This window comes from Nocardioides stalactiti, assembly GCF_014180715.1.
In the GTDB taxonomy this organism is placed as follows: domain Bacteria; phylum Actinomycetota; class Actinomycetes; order Propionibacteriales; family Nocardioidaceae; genus Nocardioides; species Nocardioides stalactiti.
The window spans coordinates 1-14,671 of sequence record NZ_JACEFC010000036.1 but is presented as its reverse complement, the minus strand read 5'-3'; the positions used below and the strand labels follow the sequence as shown (position 1 = coordinate 14,671).

The window sequence follows — 14,671 nt, the reverse complement described above, 5'->3', positions numbered from 1 at the left end:
GGTGACGGTCAGGCCGCGTCGTCGGACGAGCGGAGCCGCCGCTTCAGCTTCTTGCGCTTCTTCTCGCTCTCGTCGCGCCAGCGCTCGAGGCTCTGGTTGCGGCGTTCGAGCCGCTCGATCGCGCGGCGCGCCTCGTCGAGCGAGGAGACCGGTCGCGCCGTGACCGGCGCCGGTACGTCGTCGAGGCGGAGGGACGCGGTACCGAAGCCGGCGGTCCGGCCGAAGGCCTTCCACGCCTTCTCCGGCGACGGGTCGTCGAGCCGGAGCACGTGCAGGTGCTCGGGCTTGCGGACCGCGCGGCCCCAGTGCGCGACGACGGACTCGAGGTCGTCGTCCGGGCCGGCCGTCACGACGACGTTGACCTGGAGACCGGGCAGCGTGTCGAGGAGCAGGTCGATCTCGGCCTGGCTCGCAGTGGCGACGAGCGGCAGGCTGAGCGCCGTGGTCTGGGTGCCCTTGAGGACGCGGCGGCAGATCGCGGCCCACTGGCCCTCGACCTCCTTGCGCGTGTAGCCCCACGCCTTGTGCTCCCGCAGCATCTCGATCGCACCGAGGAAGCTCTCCTCGGCCGACCGGGTCGGGACCTCGATCCCGAGCTCGAGGAGCGCGGCGCGGTGGTGGACGAGTGCCACCTCGATGACGTCCCCGGCGCCGGGCAGCCCGACGTGGAGGAACACCTTTCGCTTCTTGGCCATGACAGCAGGGTGGGAGTGCCACCTGACCAGCCGGTGAACAGAGGCCGAACCGGGGGCGAGCGCCACCTGTAACCGTGGTCACTAGAACGTGTTCCACTTTTCGTCGTACGATCGCGCCATGATCACCTCCGACGCCATCAAGTGGACCGCGCCCAACGACCCGCACCCCGCGCGGTCGGCGTCGCAGCGCTCCTACTCCGCGGTCGCCAAGGGCGACCTCGCCGAGTGGCTCACCGTCTATGCCGAGGACGCGGTCCTGGAGGACCCGGTCGGCCCGTCGATGTTCGACCCCGAGGGCAAGGGCCACCACGGCCACGCCGGGATCTCAGCCTTCTGGGAGCTGGCGATCGCCCCGATCGCGACGTTCGAGTTCGACATCTACGAGTCGTTCGCCAACCCCGGCAGCAACACCTGCGCCAACATCGGCCGGATCAAGACGTCCTTCGCCGACGGCAGCCACACCACCACCGACCTGATCATGGTCTACATCGTCGACGACGAGGGCCGCGTGAAGTCGATGAAGGCCTTCTGGGAGCCCGAGCGCACGATGGCGAGCTTCACCAGCGCCTGACCCCGGGTCGCCCTGCCGGCGACCGCGGCTGTGCTCCTAGGAGAGCTGTTCGGCCATCCAGCTCACCAACGGGCGCAGCTTGCGCCAGTCGGTGCGGACCCGGTCCAGCAGCTCGGGCGTGTGGACGAACGGCTCGAAGCCGTACTTCTTCATCCCCAGCAGGGTCTTGTGGCGCAGCAGCTCGATCCGCGGATGGTCCTTGTCGTAGCCGCGCGGCGTCGTCTTCAGCTGCTCGCCGCCGATCTCGAAGCCGCCGCGGTCGAGGTCGCGCAGGATCCGCTCGAGAACCTTCCCGGACTTCTCCGCGGCCATCCCCTCCCGGATCGCGGCGAGCCCCGCACCGCCGGCCTCGTAGGTCCCACCGCCGACCCTGATCCCGGCCGCGGACACCTCGACGTACCAGCCGGTCGCCGACGCGACGCCGACGAACGCCCCCTGATGGGTCTTGTAGGGCGTCTTGTCCTTCGCGAACCGGACGTCCCGGTAGGGACGGAACACCTTGGCGTCTCCGAACTCCTGGGCGAGCGCGTCGGTGAGCGCCACCATCGGTGCCTTCACCTGCTCGGCGTAGACGGCCTTGTTGGCCTCCCAGAAGGACTTGGTGTTGTCGACCTCGAGGTCGTCGTAGAAGTCGAGTGCAGCGACCGGGAACCCCTCGAAGGACATGCGACCGACCCTAGGCCTCCACGATGCGGCGCCCTGCACGGCTGCCGGTTGCCGGAACGACTGGTCGGCAACTAGTCTGAATTGCATGAGCACGGTCGGTGCCTACGAGGCGAAGACACGACTGCCCCAGCTGCTGCGCGAGGTGGGCCAGGGCGAGGTCGTCACGATCACTCGCCACGGTGCGGCGATCGCGCGCATCGTCCCGGTCGCCGCCGTCAGCGGCGACGAGGCTCTGGTGGACGCGTTCCGTGCGGCGCGCGCCGGCGTCACGAGGGGCGACGACAGCATCTCCTCGATGGTCGCCGAGGGGCGCCGGTGACGCTCGTCGTCGACGCCTCGGTGACGATGGCGTGGTGCTTCGAGGACGAGGCGTCGGGGGCGACCGACGCCCTCCTCGAGCGGATCAGCGTCGAGGGGTGCGTCGTGCCCTCGCTGTGGCGGTCCGAGGTCGCCAACGTCCTCATGGTCGCCGAGCGCCGCGACCGCATCACCGCGGCCCAGCGCGACCGGTTCCTGGCCCTTCTCGACCAGGTCCCGGTCACTGTCGAGTCGACCCCGCCGGACAGCGCGGCCCTCATCTGGCTCGCCGACAAGCACGGCCTGTCGGCGTACGACGCGTGGTACCTGTGGCTCGCTGCTCGGTCGGCGGCCACCCTCGCGACCGTCGACGTCCGGCTCGCCGCAGCCGCGCGATCCGCCGGCGTGGAGGTCGTTCCGCCAGCGACCGACTGACGATCCGGCGCCGGGCAGGCCAGCCGGTCAGGGGTGCCGTACGCCGGTCCCGGCGAGGACGGCGCGGTAGCCCTCGACGTAGGTCGGGTACGTGAAGGTGAAGCCGGTGCTGCGGAGCCGGGCGTTGCTGCAGGTGCGGTCGGCGCCGCGCTCGCGTGGCGCGTCGGACGCGGCGACGGGCGGCTCGGGGCGGTCGAGCTCGCGGGCGAGGAAGCGCAGGACGTCGGCGAGCTCGGCGGGGTCGTCGTCGACACCGAGGTAGACCGGGTCGGGGGTGACGGGCAGCCCGGCGAGGTGGACGATCGCGGCGGCGGCGTCGTCGCGGTGGATCCGGTTGGTACGACGAGGGGTCGCCGGGGCGACGGCCTCCCCGCTCCGGACCTGGTCGATGAGTCGGGTGCGGCCGGGTCCGTAGATGCCGCCGAGGCGCAGCACCACCGGCTCCGTCGCGGTCGCGGCGAGACGCTGCAGCAGGACCTGCTCGGCCTCGAGCATCAACCGGCCGTTGAAGCGCGACGGTTCCGTCGGAGAGGTCTCGTCGACCGGCCCGGTCGCCTCGCCGTAGACGGCGGTCGACGACACGAAGATCGCCCGGCGCGGCACAGCACCGTCTCGCTCGAGCGCGTCGAGCACCCGCCCGACGCCGTCGACGTAGGCCGCCCGGTAGGCCGCCTGGTCGCGACCGTCCGCGGCGACCGCGATCACGACCACGTCGGTGTCGGCAGGCACGGTCGGCAGCGCGGCGGACGACAGGTCGGCCGCGACGCCCTCGATCGACCCCGGCAGCACGGACGGCGTGCGACGCCACCCGACGACGCGGTGGCCCCCGGCAGCGAGGCGGAGGCCGACCTCGGTCCCGAGGTCACCACAGCCTGCGATCAAGACGGTCATGGAGCGGACGACGAGGTTCGAACTCGCGACATTCAGCTTGGGAAGCTGACGCTCTACCAACTGAGCTACGTCCGCATGCACGGACGGGTCCGTACGGCGGGGAATGCTACCCGATCCTCAGCGGCCGACCCATCGGCTGGTCGCCCGGGTGCGCACGACCATGATCAGGTCCTGCGGGTCGTCGCTCGCCCAGCGGCTGCTCCCGGCCTGTCCGCGCCGGTCGACACAGGCGACCGCAGCGCCGGGTGGGGTGCCGTTGCCGAGGCAGGTCGGGACGGTCACGTAGGAGGTCCCGCCGGAGGCGAGCCGCCCGATGATCATCGTGAGCGGCGTCTGACCGGACAGCAGCAGCTCGTCGTAGCGCAGCTCGAGGATCGCGGGCGCGGACGCCGTCGCGGTGAGCTGGGTCGCGTGAAAGCTGACCGAGTCACCGACCGCGTCGCCGGGCCGGTAGGGGTCGCTCCCCGTCACCTCGGTGACCGCGACGGACGCACCGTCGGAGTCGGCGGTCGGCACCTTGAACGTGGCCGCCTGGTCGTCGACGCCGGCGTCGGCCACCGTTGTGCAGGCGTAGCTCCCGACGTAGACGCAGGCGGCCGTGCCGTAGCGCCGGCCAGCGGCGACCGACGCCGGGCGGACGGCGCCGTCGGGCAGGACCACGGTGCCGGCTGCGACGCGGACGACGGACGACGCGGTGGCGCTGTAGTCCGCCGAGATCACCGACGTCCCGGCGCCGCCCGACTTGAGGATCCGACCGTTGTTGGCGAAGCGGGAGAGCCCGTCGCCGGCGGGCGGCGTGGAGCCCTCGTAGTAGCCGCCGTCGTTCGCGATCTGGAGCGTCCCGACTCCCGCGCCGCTGCCGGTGTTGGGCTCGAGCTCGAACCGGGTGCCGTGGTCGGCTGCCAGGTAGCCGTCGTTGCTCAGCCGCACCAGCCCGTGGACGCGGATCCGGTAGTAGTCGGAGATGTTGACGCCCAGGTCGTCGACGATGAGCCGGCCGGAGTTCTCGACGACGAGCAGGCCGCGTGCGGTCGCGGCGGTCTGACAGGCGGTCGCCTCGGTGGAGCAGCGGCGGGTGAGGAAGCCCGGGGCGCCTGACATGGTCGCGCGAGCCTGCAGCGTCCCGCGGAGGTCGATCCGCCCCGTACCCCCGAGGCCGCCGTTGAGGAGCAGCGTCACGTTGGAGCGCAGCACCGACGGCCGGGTGGCCTGGGCCCCGAAGACCCTGAGATTGGCGCCGCTGTCGACGTGGACCGACGTCGGCTGGCTCGGCGTCCCGGCGACGTCGAGCGCTTGGATCCGTGCGTTCCACTCGTTGTCCCCGCCGAGGTGGACGGTCGATCCGGACGGGATGCAGACGTAGTCGCGGTTGCGGCTGATGTTGACGGTCGGGTTGCCCGACAGGTCGTTGGGCTGCTCGGCGCCGTTGCCGCCCGGCGGCGCCTGGCCCACGGTGAGCGCGACACCGTTCTTGGTCCAGTTGCGGTAGTCGCCCCACTCGTCGTCGTACGCGCCGGTCCAGCGGTAGGTGTCGAGACCCGCCTGCCCGCTGTAGCCGCAGTAGCCGCCCGGGGCCGCCGCCGACGCCGACTGGCCGGCAGGGCCGACCGGCACGAGCAGGCCCGCCGCGAGGGCGAGCGGCAGCAGCCGGACAAGAGTGCGCACGGAGATGATCCTCTATCCGATCGGGGTGAGTCCGGGGCGTTTCGGCGTAACGCCGTCACCGGAGGACCGGCCGGTGATCCGTCGGGCGACCCACGGCGCGAGATGGGTGCGCGCCCACTGCAGGTCGGCCTGGCGCTGCTCCCGGCGCGCGAGCACGGGCGCCGGGGCGGGAGCGAGCGGCTGCAGCCCGTGGGTGACGCCGAGCCGGTCGAGGACGGCGATCGCGATCGCCTGGTGGCCGACCGGGTTGAGGTGCAGCCGGTCCTCGTCCATGATCTCGGCGACCGTCCAGCCCCGCATCCGCCACAGGTCGATGACGGTCGCGCCGTGGTTGTCGGCGATCTCGCGGACCCACTCGTTGAAGATCGCCGTCCGGCCGCGGATCACCTTGATGACCGGGTTGAGGCCGGGGTCGGCGACGGTGAACATCACGACGTGCGCCCCGCTGGCGGTCAGCCGCCGGACGGCGTCGTCGTACGACGCAGCGAGGCCGTCGAGGTCGACCTTGGGCCGCAGCACGTCGTTGCCGCCGCCGTGGATGCTGACCAGGTCGGGCGCGAGGGCGATCGCCGGCTCGACCTGCTCCTCGATGATCGTCGGCAGCTTGCGGCCGCGGATGGCGAGGTTGGCGTAGCCGAAGTCGGGTGAACCGGCGGCAAGGACCTCAGCGACCCGGTCGGCCCAGCCACGGCAGCCGTTGGGGCGCGTCGGGTCGGTGTCGCCGACCCCTTCGGTGAAGGAGTCGCCGAGAGCGACGTAACGGTGGAAGCTCACCCACCCATTGTGCGCCCCACGCCCGACACGGGTGAGCGCGGACCGTCGACCGCGCACCGCGCGGACTTAGTAGGGTGCCGGAGTGCTGCTGAGCGACCGCGACATCCTCGCCGAGATCGACGCCGGACGGATCGCCATGGATCCCTTCGACCCGGCGATGCTGCAACCGTCGTCCATCGACGTGCGGCTCGACCGGTTCTTCCGGGTCTTCGAGAACCACAAGTACCCCCACATCGACCCGGCCGCGGACCAGTCGGACCTGACCCGCGTGGTCGAGCCCGAGGGCGACGACGCGTTCATCCTGCACCCGGGCGAGTTCGTCCTCGGATCGACGTACGAGGTGGTCTCGCTGCCCGACGACATCGCGGCGCGGGTCGAGGGCAAGTCGTCACTGGGCCGCCTCGGCCTGCTGACGCACGCGACCGCCGGCTTCGTCGACCCGGGCTTCTCGGGCCACGTCACGCTCGAGCTCGCCAACGTCGCCACGCTGCCGATCAAGCTCTATCCGGGCATGAAGATCGGCCAGTTCTGCTTCTTCCGACTGACGTCCCCGTCCGAGCACCCGTACGGCTCGGAGAAGTACGGCTCGCGCTACCAGGGGCAGCGGGGTCCGACCCCGTCCCGGTCCTACCAGAACTTCCACCGGACACCGATCTAGGCCCGAACGGAACCCGATCCGGCATCGTTCGATTGGTTAGGTTAGCCTAACCAACATGACGACAACCACGAACGCGTACGTCGCCAGCCTGCCGATGGTCCTCACCGAGGTCGAGGTGTCCCACGTCGAGCGGGTGTCGCCGTCGTACGTGCGGCTCGAGCTCGGCGGCTCCGGCCTCGCCGAGTGCGGCCGCAGCGGCCCGCTGCTCGACCAGCGGATGAAGATCGTGTTCCCCAACGCGGCCGGTGCGCTGCCGTCGTTCGCGGGCATGGACTCGTCGTGGTGGGACACCTGGCTCGCGATCCCCGAGGACGAGCGCGGCTCGATCCGCACCTACACGGTCCGGGACCTTGTCGGCTCCGGCGTCGACACCCGGATCGTCGTGGACGTCGTGGTCCACGACCCGGACGAGCACTCCGGCCCCGGCAACGACTGGGCGCTCCAGGCGTCGGTCGGGGACCGGGTCATTGTCCTGGCACCCCGGCTCGGCCACGAGTTCGGTGGCATCGAGTGGTCGCCCGGCTCAGCGTCGCGACTGCTGCTCGTCGGCGACGAGACCGCCGTCCCGGCCATCCGCGGCATCCTGCGCGACCTGCCCGACGACGCCTCGGGGGCGGCATTCCTCGAGGTCCCGTTCGCCGACGACGTCCAGCGCGACGTCGTCGCGCCCGACGGCGTCGAGATCACCTGGATCCCGCGCGGCGACGCGATGCGCGGCGCCAGCCTGCACGCGGCCGTCGTCGCCTGGCTGACCGGCGCCGCTGCCGCCGCGCCGACCGTGGGCGACGACGAGGTCGACCCCGACCTGTGGGAGACCCCGGTCTACTCCTCCTCCGGCGAGGAGGTCGCGGCCGCGACCCAGGTGCCGGCCGACACCCCCCACGCCGGTCTCTACGCGTGGATCGCCGGCGAGTCCAAGGTCGTCACCGGCCTGCGCCGCCGGCTCGTCAACGAGCTCGGCGTCGACCGCGGCCAGGTCGCCTTCATGGGCTACTGGCGCGAGGGCGTCGCCATGCGTTCGTGACGCCCCCACGCACCGTCGTACCCGCCCTACCTGTCGCATCTCGCCGAAATCACGACAGGTAGAGCGGGTACGACGCGCTACGGGCGGACCGGCAGCGTCACGACCGACCGGTGCTCCGGACCCGTGTAGAGGGTGAGCGGGAGCGCCTGGGTCGGGAGGTCCGGGATCGGCGCCAGCAGGTGCGGGACGTCGTACCCCTGGATCGTCAGGCGCAGCCGGTGGCCCGGCCTGATGACCGCGCCGGTCGGGAAGATCTCGACGTCGACCGGCGCGATCTCGCCCATCGCCAGGCGGTCCTTGGACTCCTGGGTGAAGGGGTGCCACGGCTGGATCAGCTGACCGTCGAGGTAGCGCGACCGGGCACGGATCAGCTTGCGCTGCGCGATCACCTGCCAGCCGCCGGTGATCCGGTGGACCGTGCCGTCGGGGGCGACGTCCTCGACGACCACCGACAGCATCCCGTCGCCGCCGAGCGACGACACGAACAGGTGGGCGTTGATCGGCCCCTGGAACCGGACGGCCTTGTCGACCGGAGCGGTCTCGAAGGTGAGCCCCGTGTAGTCGTTGAGGTTGTTGTCGGTGAAGCACGGGTTCTCGGCCCAGACCATCATCAGGATGCCGGCGGTCCACTGGTTGGCCGAGCGGGTGCACAGCCCGGACACCGGGAGCGGCAGCAGGGTCGACTCACCGGCCGCAGGGGCCGTGCGCTTGAGCACGCCCGCCCGGCCGCCCTGGGCGGCTGTGCCGGAGAGCACGTAGGACCGCGCGGTGAGGTCGTCGGCGACCCACTTCTGCTTGCGCACCCAGCGACCCGAGCCCTGCTCGTAGTAGCTGACCGGCGCGATCTCGCCGAGGTGGCCCGGCCGACCCTTGATCCAGTGGTCGAACCAGCGCAGCTGGAGCTCGCGGATCGACCCGTAGCCGGCGTCGCCGACGAGCGCGCCCGACGAACCCTGCAGATGGTCCCAGGGCCCGACGATCATCTTCACGGGAGCGCCGTTGCGCTGGAGCTTCTCGAAGAGCAGCGGGGTCCCCCGTTGGAACAGGTCGAACTGGCCGCCGATGATGAAGGTCGGGACGGTCACCTCGTCGTCGAGGTAGGTCAGGGCCGAGCGCTCGCGATAGAACGGGCCGTCGAAGATCGGGTCCTGGCCGAGCAGCGCCTGGAGGGCGAGCGTGATCGTGAACGAGCCGCCACCGATGAGGTGGTCGAGGAGGGTGCCGATCGCGGACTGCGGGTCGCTCGCCGTGTAGGCGGGCGGGATGAGCGCGGTGCCGTTGACCAGGCCCAGCCACAGCGGCATGAAGCCCACGTCGAGCTGGCCGCCGGAGGCGACCACGTCGCGGTAGACGTCAGCACCAGGGACCTGAGGGAAGATCGCCTTGAGGCCCGGCGGGTGGTGACCGGCGGCCATCAGCTGGCTGATGCCCATGTAGGACGGGCCGGCCATGCCGACCTTGCCGTTGCTCCACGCCTGGCGGTGCGCCCAGCCCACGATCTTGCCGGCGTCCTTGTTCTCGCGGGCGCTGAAGGCCGCCCAGCTCCCGGCGGAGCTGCCGGTGCCGCGGGCGTCGACGATGAGGTAGTTGTAGCCGCGCTGGACCAGGTACGACGGCGGCACCCCGGCGAGGCCGCCCCCGCCGCTGGACATCGCGGTCTTGTTGTAGGCCGTGATCATGACGATCACCGGGAACTTCCTGTCGACCGCCTCGCCCGCGTCGTCGGCGGGCTGGAAGAGGTCGCCACGCAGGACGACGCCGTCGTCCATGGTGATGGGGAGGTCGCTCGTCTTGACCATGCCCGGGTACTGCTCGGGCCGCTCCTCCCACGCGCTGTCAACGACAGCTGCTGCCGTCCGGGGCGTCACCGCGGGCGCGGCGACCCGTGGCTGCGCGGCGGCGACGGCGGTCGTGGGCAGGACGAGGCCCGCGGCGACGACGGCGCCGGCGACGACGGCGCCGGCGACTGCGCGCCGGGCGCGGCGCGACAAGGCGTGGTTCATGGATGCTCCCTCTCCCGAGACTTCTCATCGGGTCAACGACAAGTCAGCCGCACGGTTATCTGGGCTTGATAACGGTCGGACCTGTCAGGGGCCCAGCGAGGACCTTGCCACGAGCGCGGCCCGCAGGGTCGGGACGTCCGCGGGAGCGGTCGGGTCGAGGCCGGTCAGTGCCGCGACCCGACGCAGCCGGTTGTCGACGGTGTTGGGGTGCACTCCGAGCGCCACCGCCGTACGACGGCGACTGAGGCCGGCCGCGACATAGCTGCGCAGCGTCTCTGCGAGGTCCGGGCGGTCGTCGAGCGGGTCCAGGCGGGCGGCCAGGACGGCCCCGGCCGGACCGGGCTGGCGCAGCTGGTAGTCGAGAGCGACGTCGGCGAGCGTGTGGGCGCCGCCAGCACGACCCGTGAGCCGGGCGACCTCCGCCACGCCCACGGCGACCTCGGCTGCCGTCGCGACCTCCTCGGGCGGCGCGGTCACGGCCCCGACGTGGACGCTCGTGCCCGCCGCGCGCTCGACCTCCCGGACGACCTGCCCCAACCGCACGACGTCGCTGGACGGCACCAGCGCCAACGCTCCGTCGGACTGGGGTCGCCACAGCACCGGCTCGGCGTAGTGCCGTTCCAGCTCCTCCCGGACGCGCCGCAGCTTGCGCCGCTCGGCGACCTGCCGGTTGACCGACGGGTCGGCCTCGTCGGGGTGCGGCCCGACGAGCAGCGAGCACACCAGGTAGCGCTCGGGGAGCCGGACGTCGGCCGGCCCGGCCGCCGCTCGCGGGTCGCCGCCGGCGAGCAGCACGTCCACCAGGGCGTGCCGCGCACTGGCCTGCTCGGCCTGCACGGTGCGCCCGTGCCGGGCATAGCCGGCGGCAACGGCGGCGCACACGTCCTGGAGGAAGGTCAGCTGGATGACGACGACCCGCTGGACGCTGCCGAGGTCGGCCGGCCCGGCCGTGCCGACGACCGCCTCGGTCGCGACCCGGGACCCCCTGAAGTAGGCCGCGAGCACGGCGTCCATCGGGACGCCCTCCTCCGCCCGCCGGACCGCGGAGTCGGTCAGTTCCGCGAGGTCGTCCTCGGGCACCCGGCCCTCGGACCCGAGGGCGCGGACGAACAGGTCCAGCGTCCGGTCGATCACCCGCCGGACGTCGCCGTCGATGAGCTCACGCGGCAAGGCCGCATAGACGGGCACCTCGCGCACCAGCGTCTCGGTGACGGCGCCGAGGAGGTCGCGGTGGTGCTCGCGGAGGAAGTCCGCGACGGTCTGCCCGGCGATCACCACGGCGTCCACCCCGGCATTTTTGTGATCGATCACAACAACCAGCCCCCTATCGCCCCGGAGTTCCCAGGATCAGCCAACCCGATTGTGCTGCATCCTTCCCTTGACCGGGAAGATCCAGGAGGACCAGATGAAGCACGCACGGTGGCATGTCGGAGCGACGATCGCGGCGACGGCAGCGTTGCTGTCGGTCGTCCCCACGGCTCACGCCGAGGAGGACCCGCTGACGATGGTGGCCATCGGCGACTCCCAGGCCGCCGGCCCGCTGATCTTCACCCAGAACAGCTGGGACTGCCTGCGGTCCGACGACAACTGGCCGAGCCAGGCCGCGACTGAGCTCGGCGCGACCCTCACCGACGTCACCTGCTCCGGGGCGACCACGAGCGACCTGACCGGGAAACGGTTCGGCTACATCGCGCCGCAGCTGGACGCGGTCCAGCCCGACACCGACATCGTCACCATCACGATCGGGGCCAACGACCTGAACCTCGGCACGCTCGTACCGAGCTGCTTCAACCCGCTCCCGGCACCCTTCGGGGTCTCCTGCAAGTCCTGGCACGCCGACACCTACGACGCCCAGCTCGTGGGCGTGGGCGACCGGGTCGCCGCGGCGGTGGAGGCCGTCCACCAGAAGGCAGCGGGTGCGCGGGTGTTCCTCGTCGGCTACTTCCAGTACTGGGGCAAGACGGGCTGCTACCCGGTCGACCCGGTGTGGTCGGTCGACGCGGTCTGGATCCAGAGCATCTTCAACCGCCTCAACGCGAAGCTCGCGAGCGTCGCCGCCACCCACGGGGCGACGTACGTCGACCTGGCCGGGCCGAGCAAGGACCACGGCGTGTGCGCGCCGATCGCTCAGAAGTGGGTCGAGGGCATGATCCCGACCAGCGACGCGGCGCCGTACCACCCCAACCGGGCGGGGATGGAGCACGGCGGCGCGATCGTCGCCGCCGCGATCGACTGACCGCCAGGTCAGACGGAGTCGAGGCCGGAGCGGCGGGCGCGGCGCGTGGACCGGAGCCGGGCGGCGACCCGGCGACGGTCGGCACGGGCGATGCGGTCGGCGATCTCCTGACGGACACGGAGCTCGGACGTCTGCTCGATCATGGTCATCCTCCTCTCGCTGCTCGTGGTCGACTGCTCTGACTCAAGCACCAGCCACCGACAGTGGCGGGCGCACGGGAACGGGATCAGGCGGGTACCAGGTGCACGTCGCCGGAGACGGTGGTCGCGCGGACCTCGACGAAGTCGGCCCCCGGCTCCGGCTCGCCGACGCCCTCCAGCCCGGACCGGACGATGCCGGTGACGGTGGTGATGTCGGTCCACACCGGAGTCCCGACGGGGACGCCGATCCGGACGTCGCCGGAGGCGCCCTTGCTGGTCACCCGGCCGCGCGCCACCGAGCGGATGTGGGTGTCGCCGGAGCCGGTGACCATGGAGACGTCGGTGCCGGCTCGGGTGATCTCGAGGTCGCCGGACCCGGTCTTGACGACCACCGGCCCGTCGGTCTGCTCGACCCGGATGTCGCCGGAGCCGGTCGAGATCGTGGTGGCGGCCGCGAGGTGGTCGGCGGTGACGTCACCGGACCCGCTCCGGACCCGGAGCTCGCCGCCGACCTCGGTCAGCGCGACGTCACCGGACCCGGTGTCGATCGTGCTCACGCCGGTGATCCGCTCGAGGCTCACGTCGCCGGAGCCGGACTTCACCGCCGCCGTCGCCACCTGACCGGTGGCGCGGACGTCGGCGCTGCCGCTGCGGACGTCAACCCGGCTGTCCGCGGGCAGCGTGACGTCGATGATGAGCTCGTGGTCGCCGAAGATCCCGCGGTTCTTGGGGGCGACGACACTCACCCGGCCGGGCTCGTGGACGACCTGCACCTCGTCGGCGCGCTTGCCCTCGACCCGGACCTCCGTCCGGCGGACGTCGGCGGCGGTGAGGTCGACCCGGCCGCTGCCGTTCTCGACGTACAGCTGGATCGGCTCGGGGGTCTCGAAGGTGTAGTCAGGCATGGGGATGCTCCTGGGGACGGGGATGCGGGGGACGGGACGGCTCAGAGCCAGCCGGTGACGCGGCGGTTGCCGCGCTTGCCGAACGGGAAGTCGCCGCCGAACGGGACGTTGGACAGGTCGACGTCGACGTGGATCGCGCGGTCGCTCGTCGCCGAGCGGACCAGGTTGACCAGCCAGGTGTTGAGGGACTGGCCGGCCGCGGCGGCCAGGTCGTCGGCCCTGTTCTTGACCGACTCGGGCATCCGGACCGTGATCCGGGCCAGACCCTCCTCGACGACGTCTCCCGCGGCCGGCGGGGCCGGCGGGGGCGGCGGCGCGGGGGGCGCGGCCTGTGGTGCGTGGACCACGAAGTCGAGGTCGCGGCCGTCGAGCCGGACGTCGACCCCACCCGACGGCATCGCGGCGGTGATCTCGGCCGCCGCCTGGCTGATGGCCTCCATCAGCGCGAGCCGGGCGGACGGGTCGAGCGCGTAGCCGAGCCGCTCGGCGGTCCGCCGCGCCTCCTCCCCCGCACTCTCCGCGGCGGCCAGGAGGTCGCGGCGGAGGTTCTCGACGAAGGGAGTGATGTCCATGTGCACCACTATGACGTCACTATGACGTCATGTCAACACCAATCTGACGTCAGTCCGCCATCATGCGGCGGGACGTAGGGTCTCAGAGTGCTGCGGTTGACTCGGGCTGCCGTCGCCGGACTGGCCCTGTGCGCTGGGCTGGCCGGTTGTGTCGACGACCCGCCGGACGAGCCGGACGACGACGCGGGGTCCCCCTGGAGCGGCGCGTCCGCGCCGTCGTCACCGTCGTCGCCGGGGCAGACCGAGCCGGATGCGGCATACCCGCTGGCGGACGCCCAGCTGCGCGTCGGACCACCCGAGCTGGTCATGGGCCCGAGCACCTCGGTCGACTCGCCGCTCAACGCGATCACCGTCGATGGGATCGTCCGCGGCTACGTCGGCAACGTCGACTCCGTGCTGCTCGAAGGCACCAGTGCTGCCGACCTCGCGCCCACCGACCGGGTCGTCGTCCGGCGCGGCGACCGGCCCAGCGACTTCGACTGGTGCGGCGCGTGGCTCGACGCGGTCGTCCCGGACGAACGGGACCCGGACCTGCTTCGCGCCTGGTACCACGCGGAGGACGACTGCGCCTACCTCGCCAACGAGACCCACAAGTCGATCGCCTACGCCGAGTCGCGCGACGGCGGGCTGACGTTCACCAAGCCGCGCCACCCGGACAACCAGGTCGTCACCAGCCCCACCGGGAGCGCCGCCGGCCACCACACCGGGCGCGGAGCGCCGAGCGTGCTGCGCCGCGGCCGGTTCCTCTGGATGTACTACCTCAACGTGCTGCCGGACCTCTCGACCGTCACCAGCGTCGCGCGGGCGCCGGTGACGTCCGGCGGTGTGCCGGGCTCGTGGCGGAGCTGGACCGGCGACGGCTGGACCGGCGACGCCCTCGGCGGGCCGGCGGCAGCCCTCGACACCACCGTCCCGGCCTCGTCGGCGAGCGCCCACGCGCCGACCGGCGAGGTGGTGCTGGTGCGCCAGAACGCCCCGAGCGGCGGGATCGTGCTCCAGACGTCCCGCGACGGGCTCCACTTCACGCCCCTGCCCGAACCGATCGTGCCCTACCTCGACGAGCAGGTCCGCGACGACTGGAGCGCCACCGACGGCGACCAGATCATCGGCTACGTGTCGGGCGTCGGGGCCGGCGGGGC

Annotated in this window: 17 protein-coding genes and 1 tRNA gene; 7 read left to right on the top strand and 11 right to left on the bottom strand. The window is 72.0% G+C overall.

All coding sequences use genetic code 11. The features are described from left to right. Nucleotides 1-8 precede the first annotated feature (8 nt). Nucleotides 9-695 carry a hypothetical protein gene (locus tag H0487_RS09525; RefSeq protein ID WP_183094001.1) on the bottom strand — a complete coding sequence of 229 codons (687 nt, stop codon included), beginning with the start codon at nucleotides 693-695 and terminating at the stop codon, nucleotides 9-11. Nucleotides 696-813: 118 nt separating this feature from the next. Between H0487_RS09525 and H0487_RS09520 the strand changes: the two genes are divergently transcribed. Then, nucleotides 814-1,266: a nuclear transport factor 2 family protein gene (locus H0487_RS09520; RefSeq protein WP_183094000.1), complete on the top strand. Its 453-nt coding sequence runs from the start codon at nucleotides 814-816 to the stop codon at nucleotides 1,264-1,266. 36 nt (nucleotides 1,267-1,302) lie between these two features. Here H0487_RS09520 and H0487_RS09515 read toward each other — a convergent pair whose 3' ends face one another. Beyond that, entirely contained in the window at nucleotides 1,303-1,932 is a 630-nt protein-coding gene (locus H0487_RS09515; RefSeq protein ID WP_183093999.1) for a DUF2461 domain-containing protein, read from the bottom strand. Nucleotides 1,933-2,017: 85 nt separating this feature from the next. On the opposite strand from H0487_RS09515, the gene H0487_RS09510 reads away from it, so the two are divergent. After that, a complete protein-coding gene (locus H0487_RS09510) occupies nucleotides 2,018-2,251 on the top strand; it encodes a type II toxin-antitoxin system Phd/YefM family antitoxin (RefSeq protein ID WP_183093998.1) in 234 nt (77 codons plus the stop codon). Further along, on the top strand, nucleotides 2,248-2,664 hold the full coding sequence (locus H0487_RS09505; RefSeq protein WP_220793246.1) for a type II toxin-antitoxin system VapC family toxin: 417 nt from the start codon (nucleotides 2,248-2,250) through the stop codon (nucleotides 2,662-2,664). The genes H0487_RS09510 and H0487_RS09505 overlap by 4 nt, the downstream gene beginning before the upstream one ends. A 27-nt stretch (nucleotides 2,665-2,691) precedes the next feature. Here the strand turns inward: H0487_RS09505 and H0487_RS09500 are convergent, their stop codons facing one another. From H0487_RS09500 to H0487_RS09485, 4 genes are all read right to left on the bottom strand, one after another. Beyond that, nucleotides 2,692-3,555, bottom strand: a complete 864-nt coding sequence (locus H0487_RS09500) for an NAD-dependent epimerase/dehydratase family protein (RefSeq protein WP_183093997.1) — start codon at nucleotides 3,553-3,555, stop codon at nucleotides 2,692-2,694. Continuing rightward, a tRNA-Gly gene (locus H0487_RS09495) sits at nucleotides 3,555-3,630 on the bottom strand. Before H0487_RS09495 ends, H0487_RS09500 begins: the two co-directional genes overlap by 1 nt. Nucleotides 3,631-3,672: 42 nt before the next feature. Beyond that, a complete protein-coding gene (locus tag H0487_RS09490; RefSeq protein ID WP_183093996.1) occupies nucleotides 3,673-5,220 on the bottom strand; it encodes a hypothetical protein in 1,548 nt (515 codons plus the stop codon). 12 nt (nucleotides 5,221-5,232) lie between these two features. After that, nucleotides 5,233-5,994 (bottom strand): SGNH/GDSL hydrolase family protein, encoded by a 762-nt coding sequence (locus tag H0487_RS09485; protein WP_183093995.1) that lies wholly within the window; start codon nucleotides 5,992-5,994, stop codon nucleotides 5,233-5,235. A gap of 82 nt (nucleotides 5,995-6,076) precedes the next feature. Between H0487_RS09485 and dcd the strand changes: the two genes are divergently transcribed. Both dcd and H0487_RS09475 read left to right on the top strand, forming a co-directional pair. Continuing rightward, the gene (gene dcd, locus H0487_RS09480) at nucleotides 6,077-6,652 is read left to right on the top strand and encodes a dCTP deaminase (protein ID WP_183093994.1); all 576 of its coding nucleotides are present in this window, start codon (nucleotides 6,077-6,079) and stop codon (nucleotides 6,650-6,652) included. Nucleotides 6,653-6,707: 55 nt separating this feature from the next. After that, nucleotides 6,708-7,676, top strand: coding sequence for a siderophore-interacting protein (locus tag H0487_RS09475; RefSeq protein WP_246383255.1), 969 nt, complete (start codon nucleotides 6,708-6,710; stop codon nucleotides 7,674-7,676). 77 nt (nucleotides 7,677-7,753) lie between these two features. Here the strand turns inward: H0487_RS09475 and H0487_RS09470 are convergent, their stop codons facing one another. Continuing rightward, nucleotides 7,754-9,679: a CocE/NonD family hydrolase gene (locus H0487_RS09470; protein WP_183093993.1), complete on the bottom strand. Its 1,926-nt coding sequence runs from the start codon at nucleotides 9,677-9,679 to the stop codon at nucleotides 7,754-7,756. An 84-nt stretch (nucleotides 9,680-9,763) separates the two neighbouring features. After that, a complete protein-coding gene (locus H0487_RS09465; protein ID WP_183093992.1) occupies nucleotides 9,764-10,966 on the bottom strand; it encodes a PucR family transcriptional regulator in 1,203 nt (400 codons plus the stop codon). 118 nt (nucleotides 10,967-11,084) lie between these two features. On the opposite strand from H0487_RS09465, the gene H0487_RS09460 reads away from it, so the two are divergent. Further along, nucleotides 11,085-11,915, top strand: a complete 831-nt coding sequence (locus H0487_RS09460) for an SGNH/GDSL hydrolase family protein (RefSeq protein ID WP_183093991.1) — start codon at nucleotides 11,085-11,087, stop codon at nucleotides 11,913-11,915. A gap of 8 nt (nucleotides 11,916-11,923) precedes the next feature. Here H0487_RS09460 and H0487_RS23840 read toward each other — a convergent pair whose 3' ends face one another. The 3 genes from H0487_RS23840 to H0487_RS09450 form a co-directional block, all read right to left on the bottom strand. Further along, the gene (locus H0487_RS23840; RefSeq protein WP_281370656.1) at nucleotides 11,924-12,058 is read right to left on the bottom strand and encodes a hypothetical protein; all 135 of its coding nucleotides are present in this window, start codon (nucleotides 12,056-12,058) and stop codon (nucleotides 11,924-11,926) included. A gap of 83 nt (nucleotides 12,059-12,141) precedes the next feature. Beyond that, the gene (locus H0487_RS09455; RefSeq protein WP_183093990.1) at nucleotides 12,142-12,960 is read right to left on the bottom strand and encodes a DUF4097 family beta strand repeat-containing protein; all 819 of its coding nucleotides are present in this window, start codon (nucleotides 12,958-12,960) and stop codon (nucleotides 12,142-12,144) included. Nucleotides 12,961-13,001: 41 nt separating this feature from the next. Then, nucleotides 13,002-13,532, bottom strand: a complete 531-nt coding sequence (locus H0487_RS09450) for a pilus assembly protein HicB (protein WP_246383253.1) — start codon at nucleotides 13,530-13,532, stop codon at nucleotides 13,002-13,004. An 87-nt stretch (nucleotides 13,533-13,619) separates the two neighbouring features. Between H0487_RS09450 and H0487_RS09445 the strand changes: the two genes are divergently transcribed. After that, the coding region (locus H0487_RS09445) for a hypothetical protein (protein ID WP_183093989.1) at nucleotides 13,620-14,671 on the top strand (1,052 nt) is incomplete at its 3' end.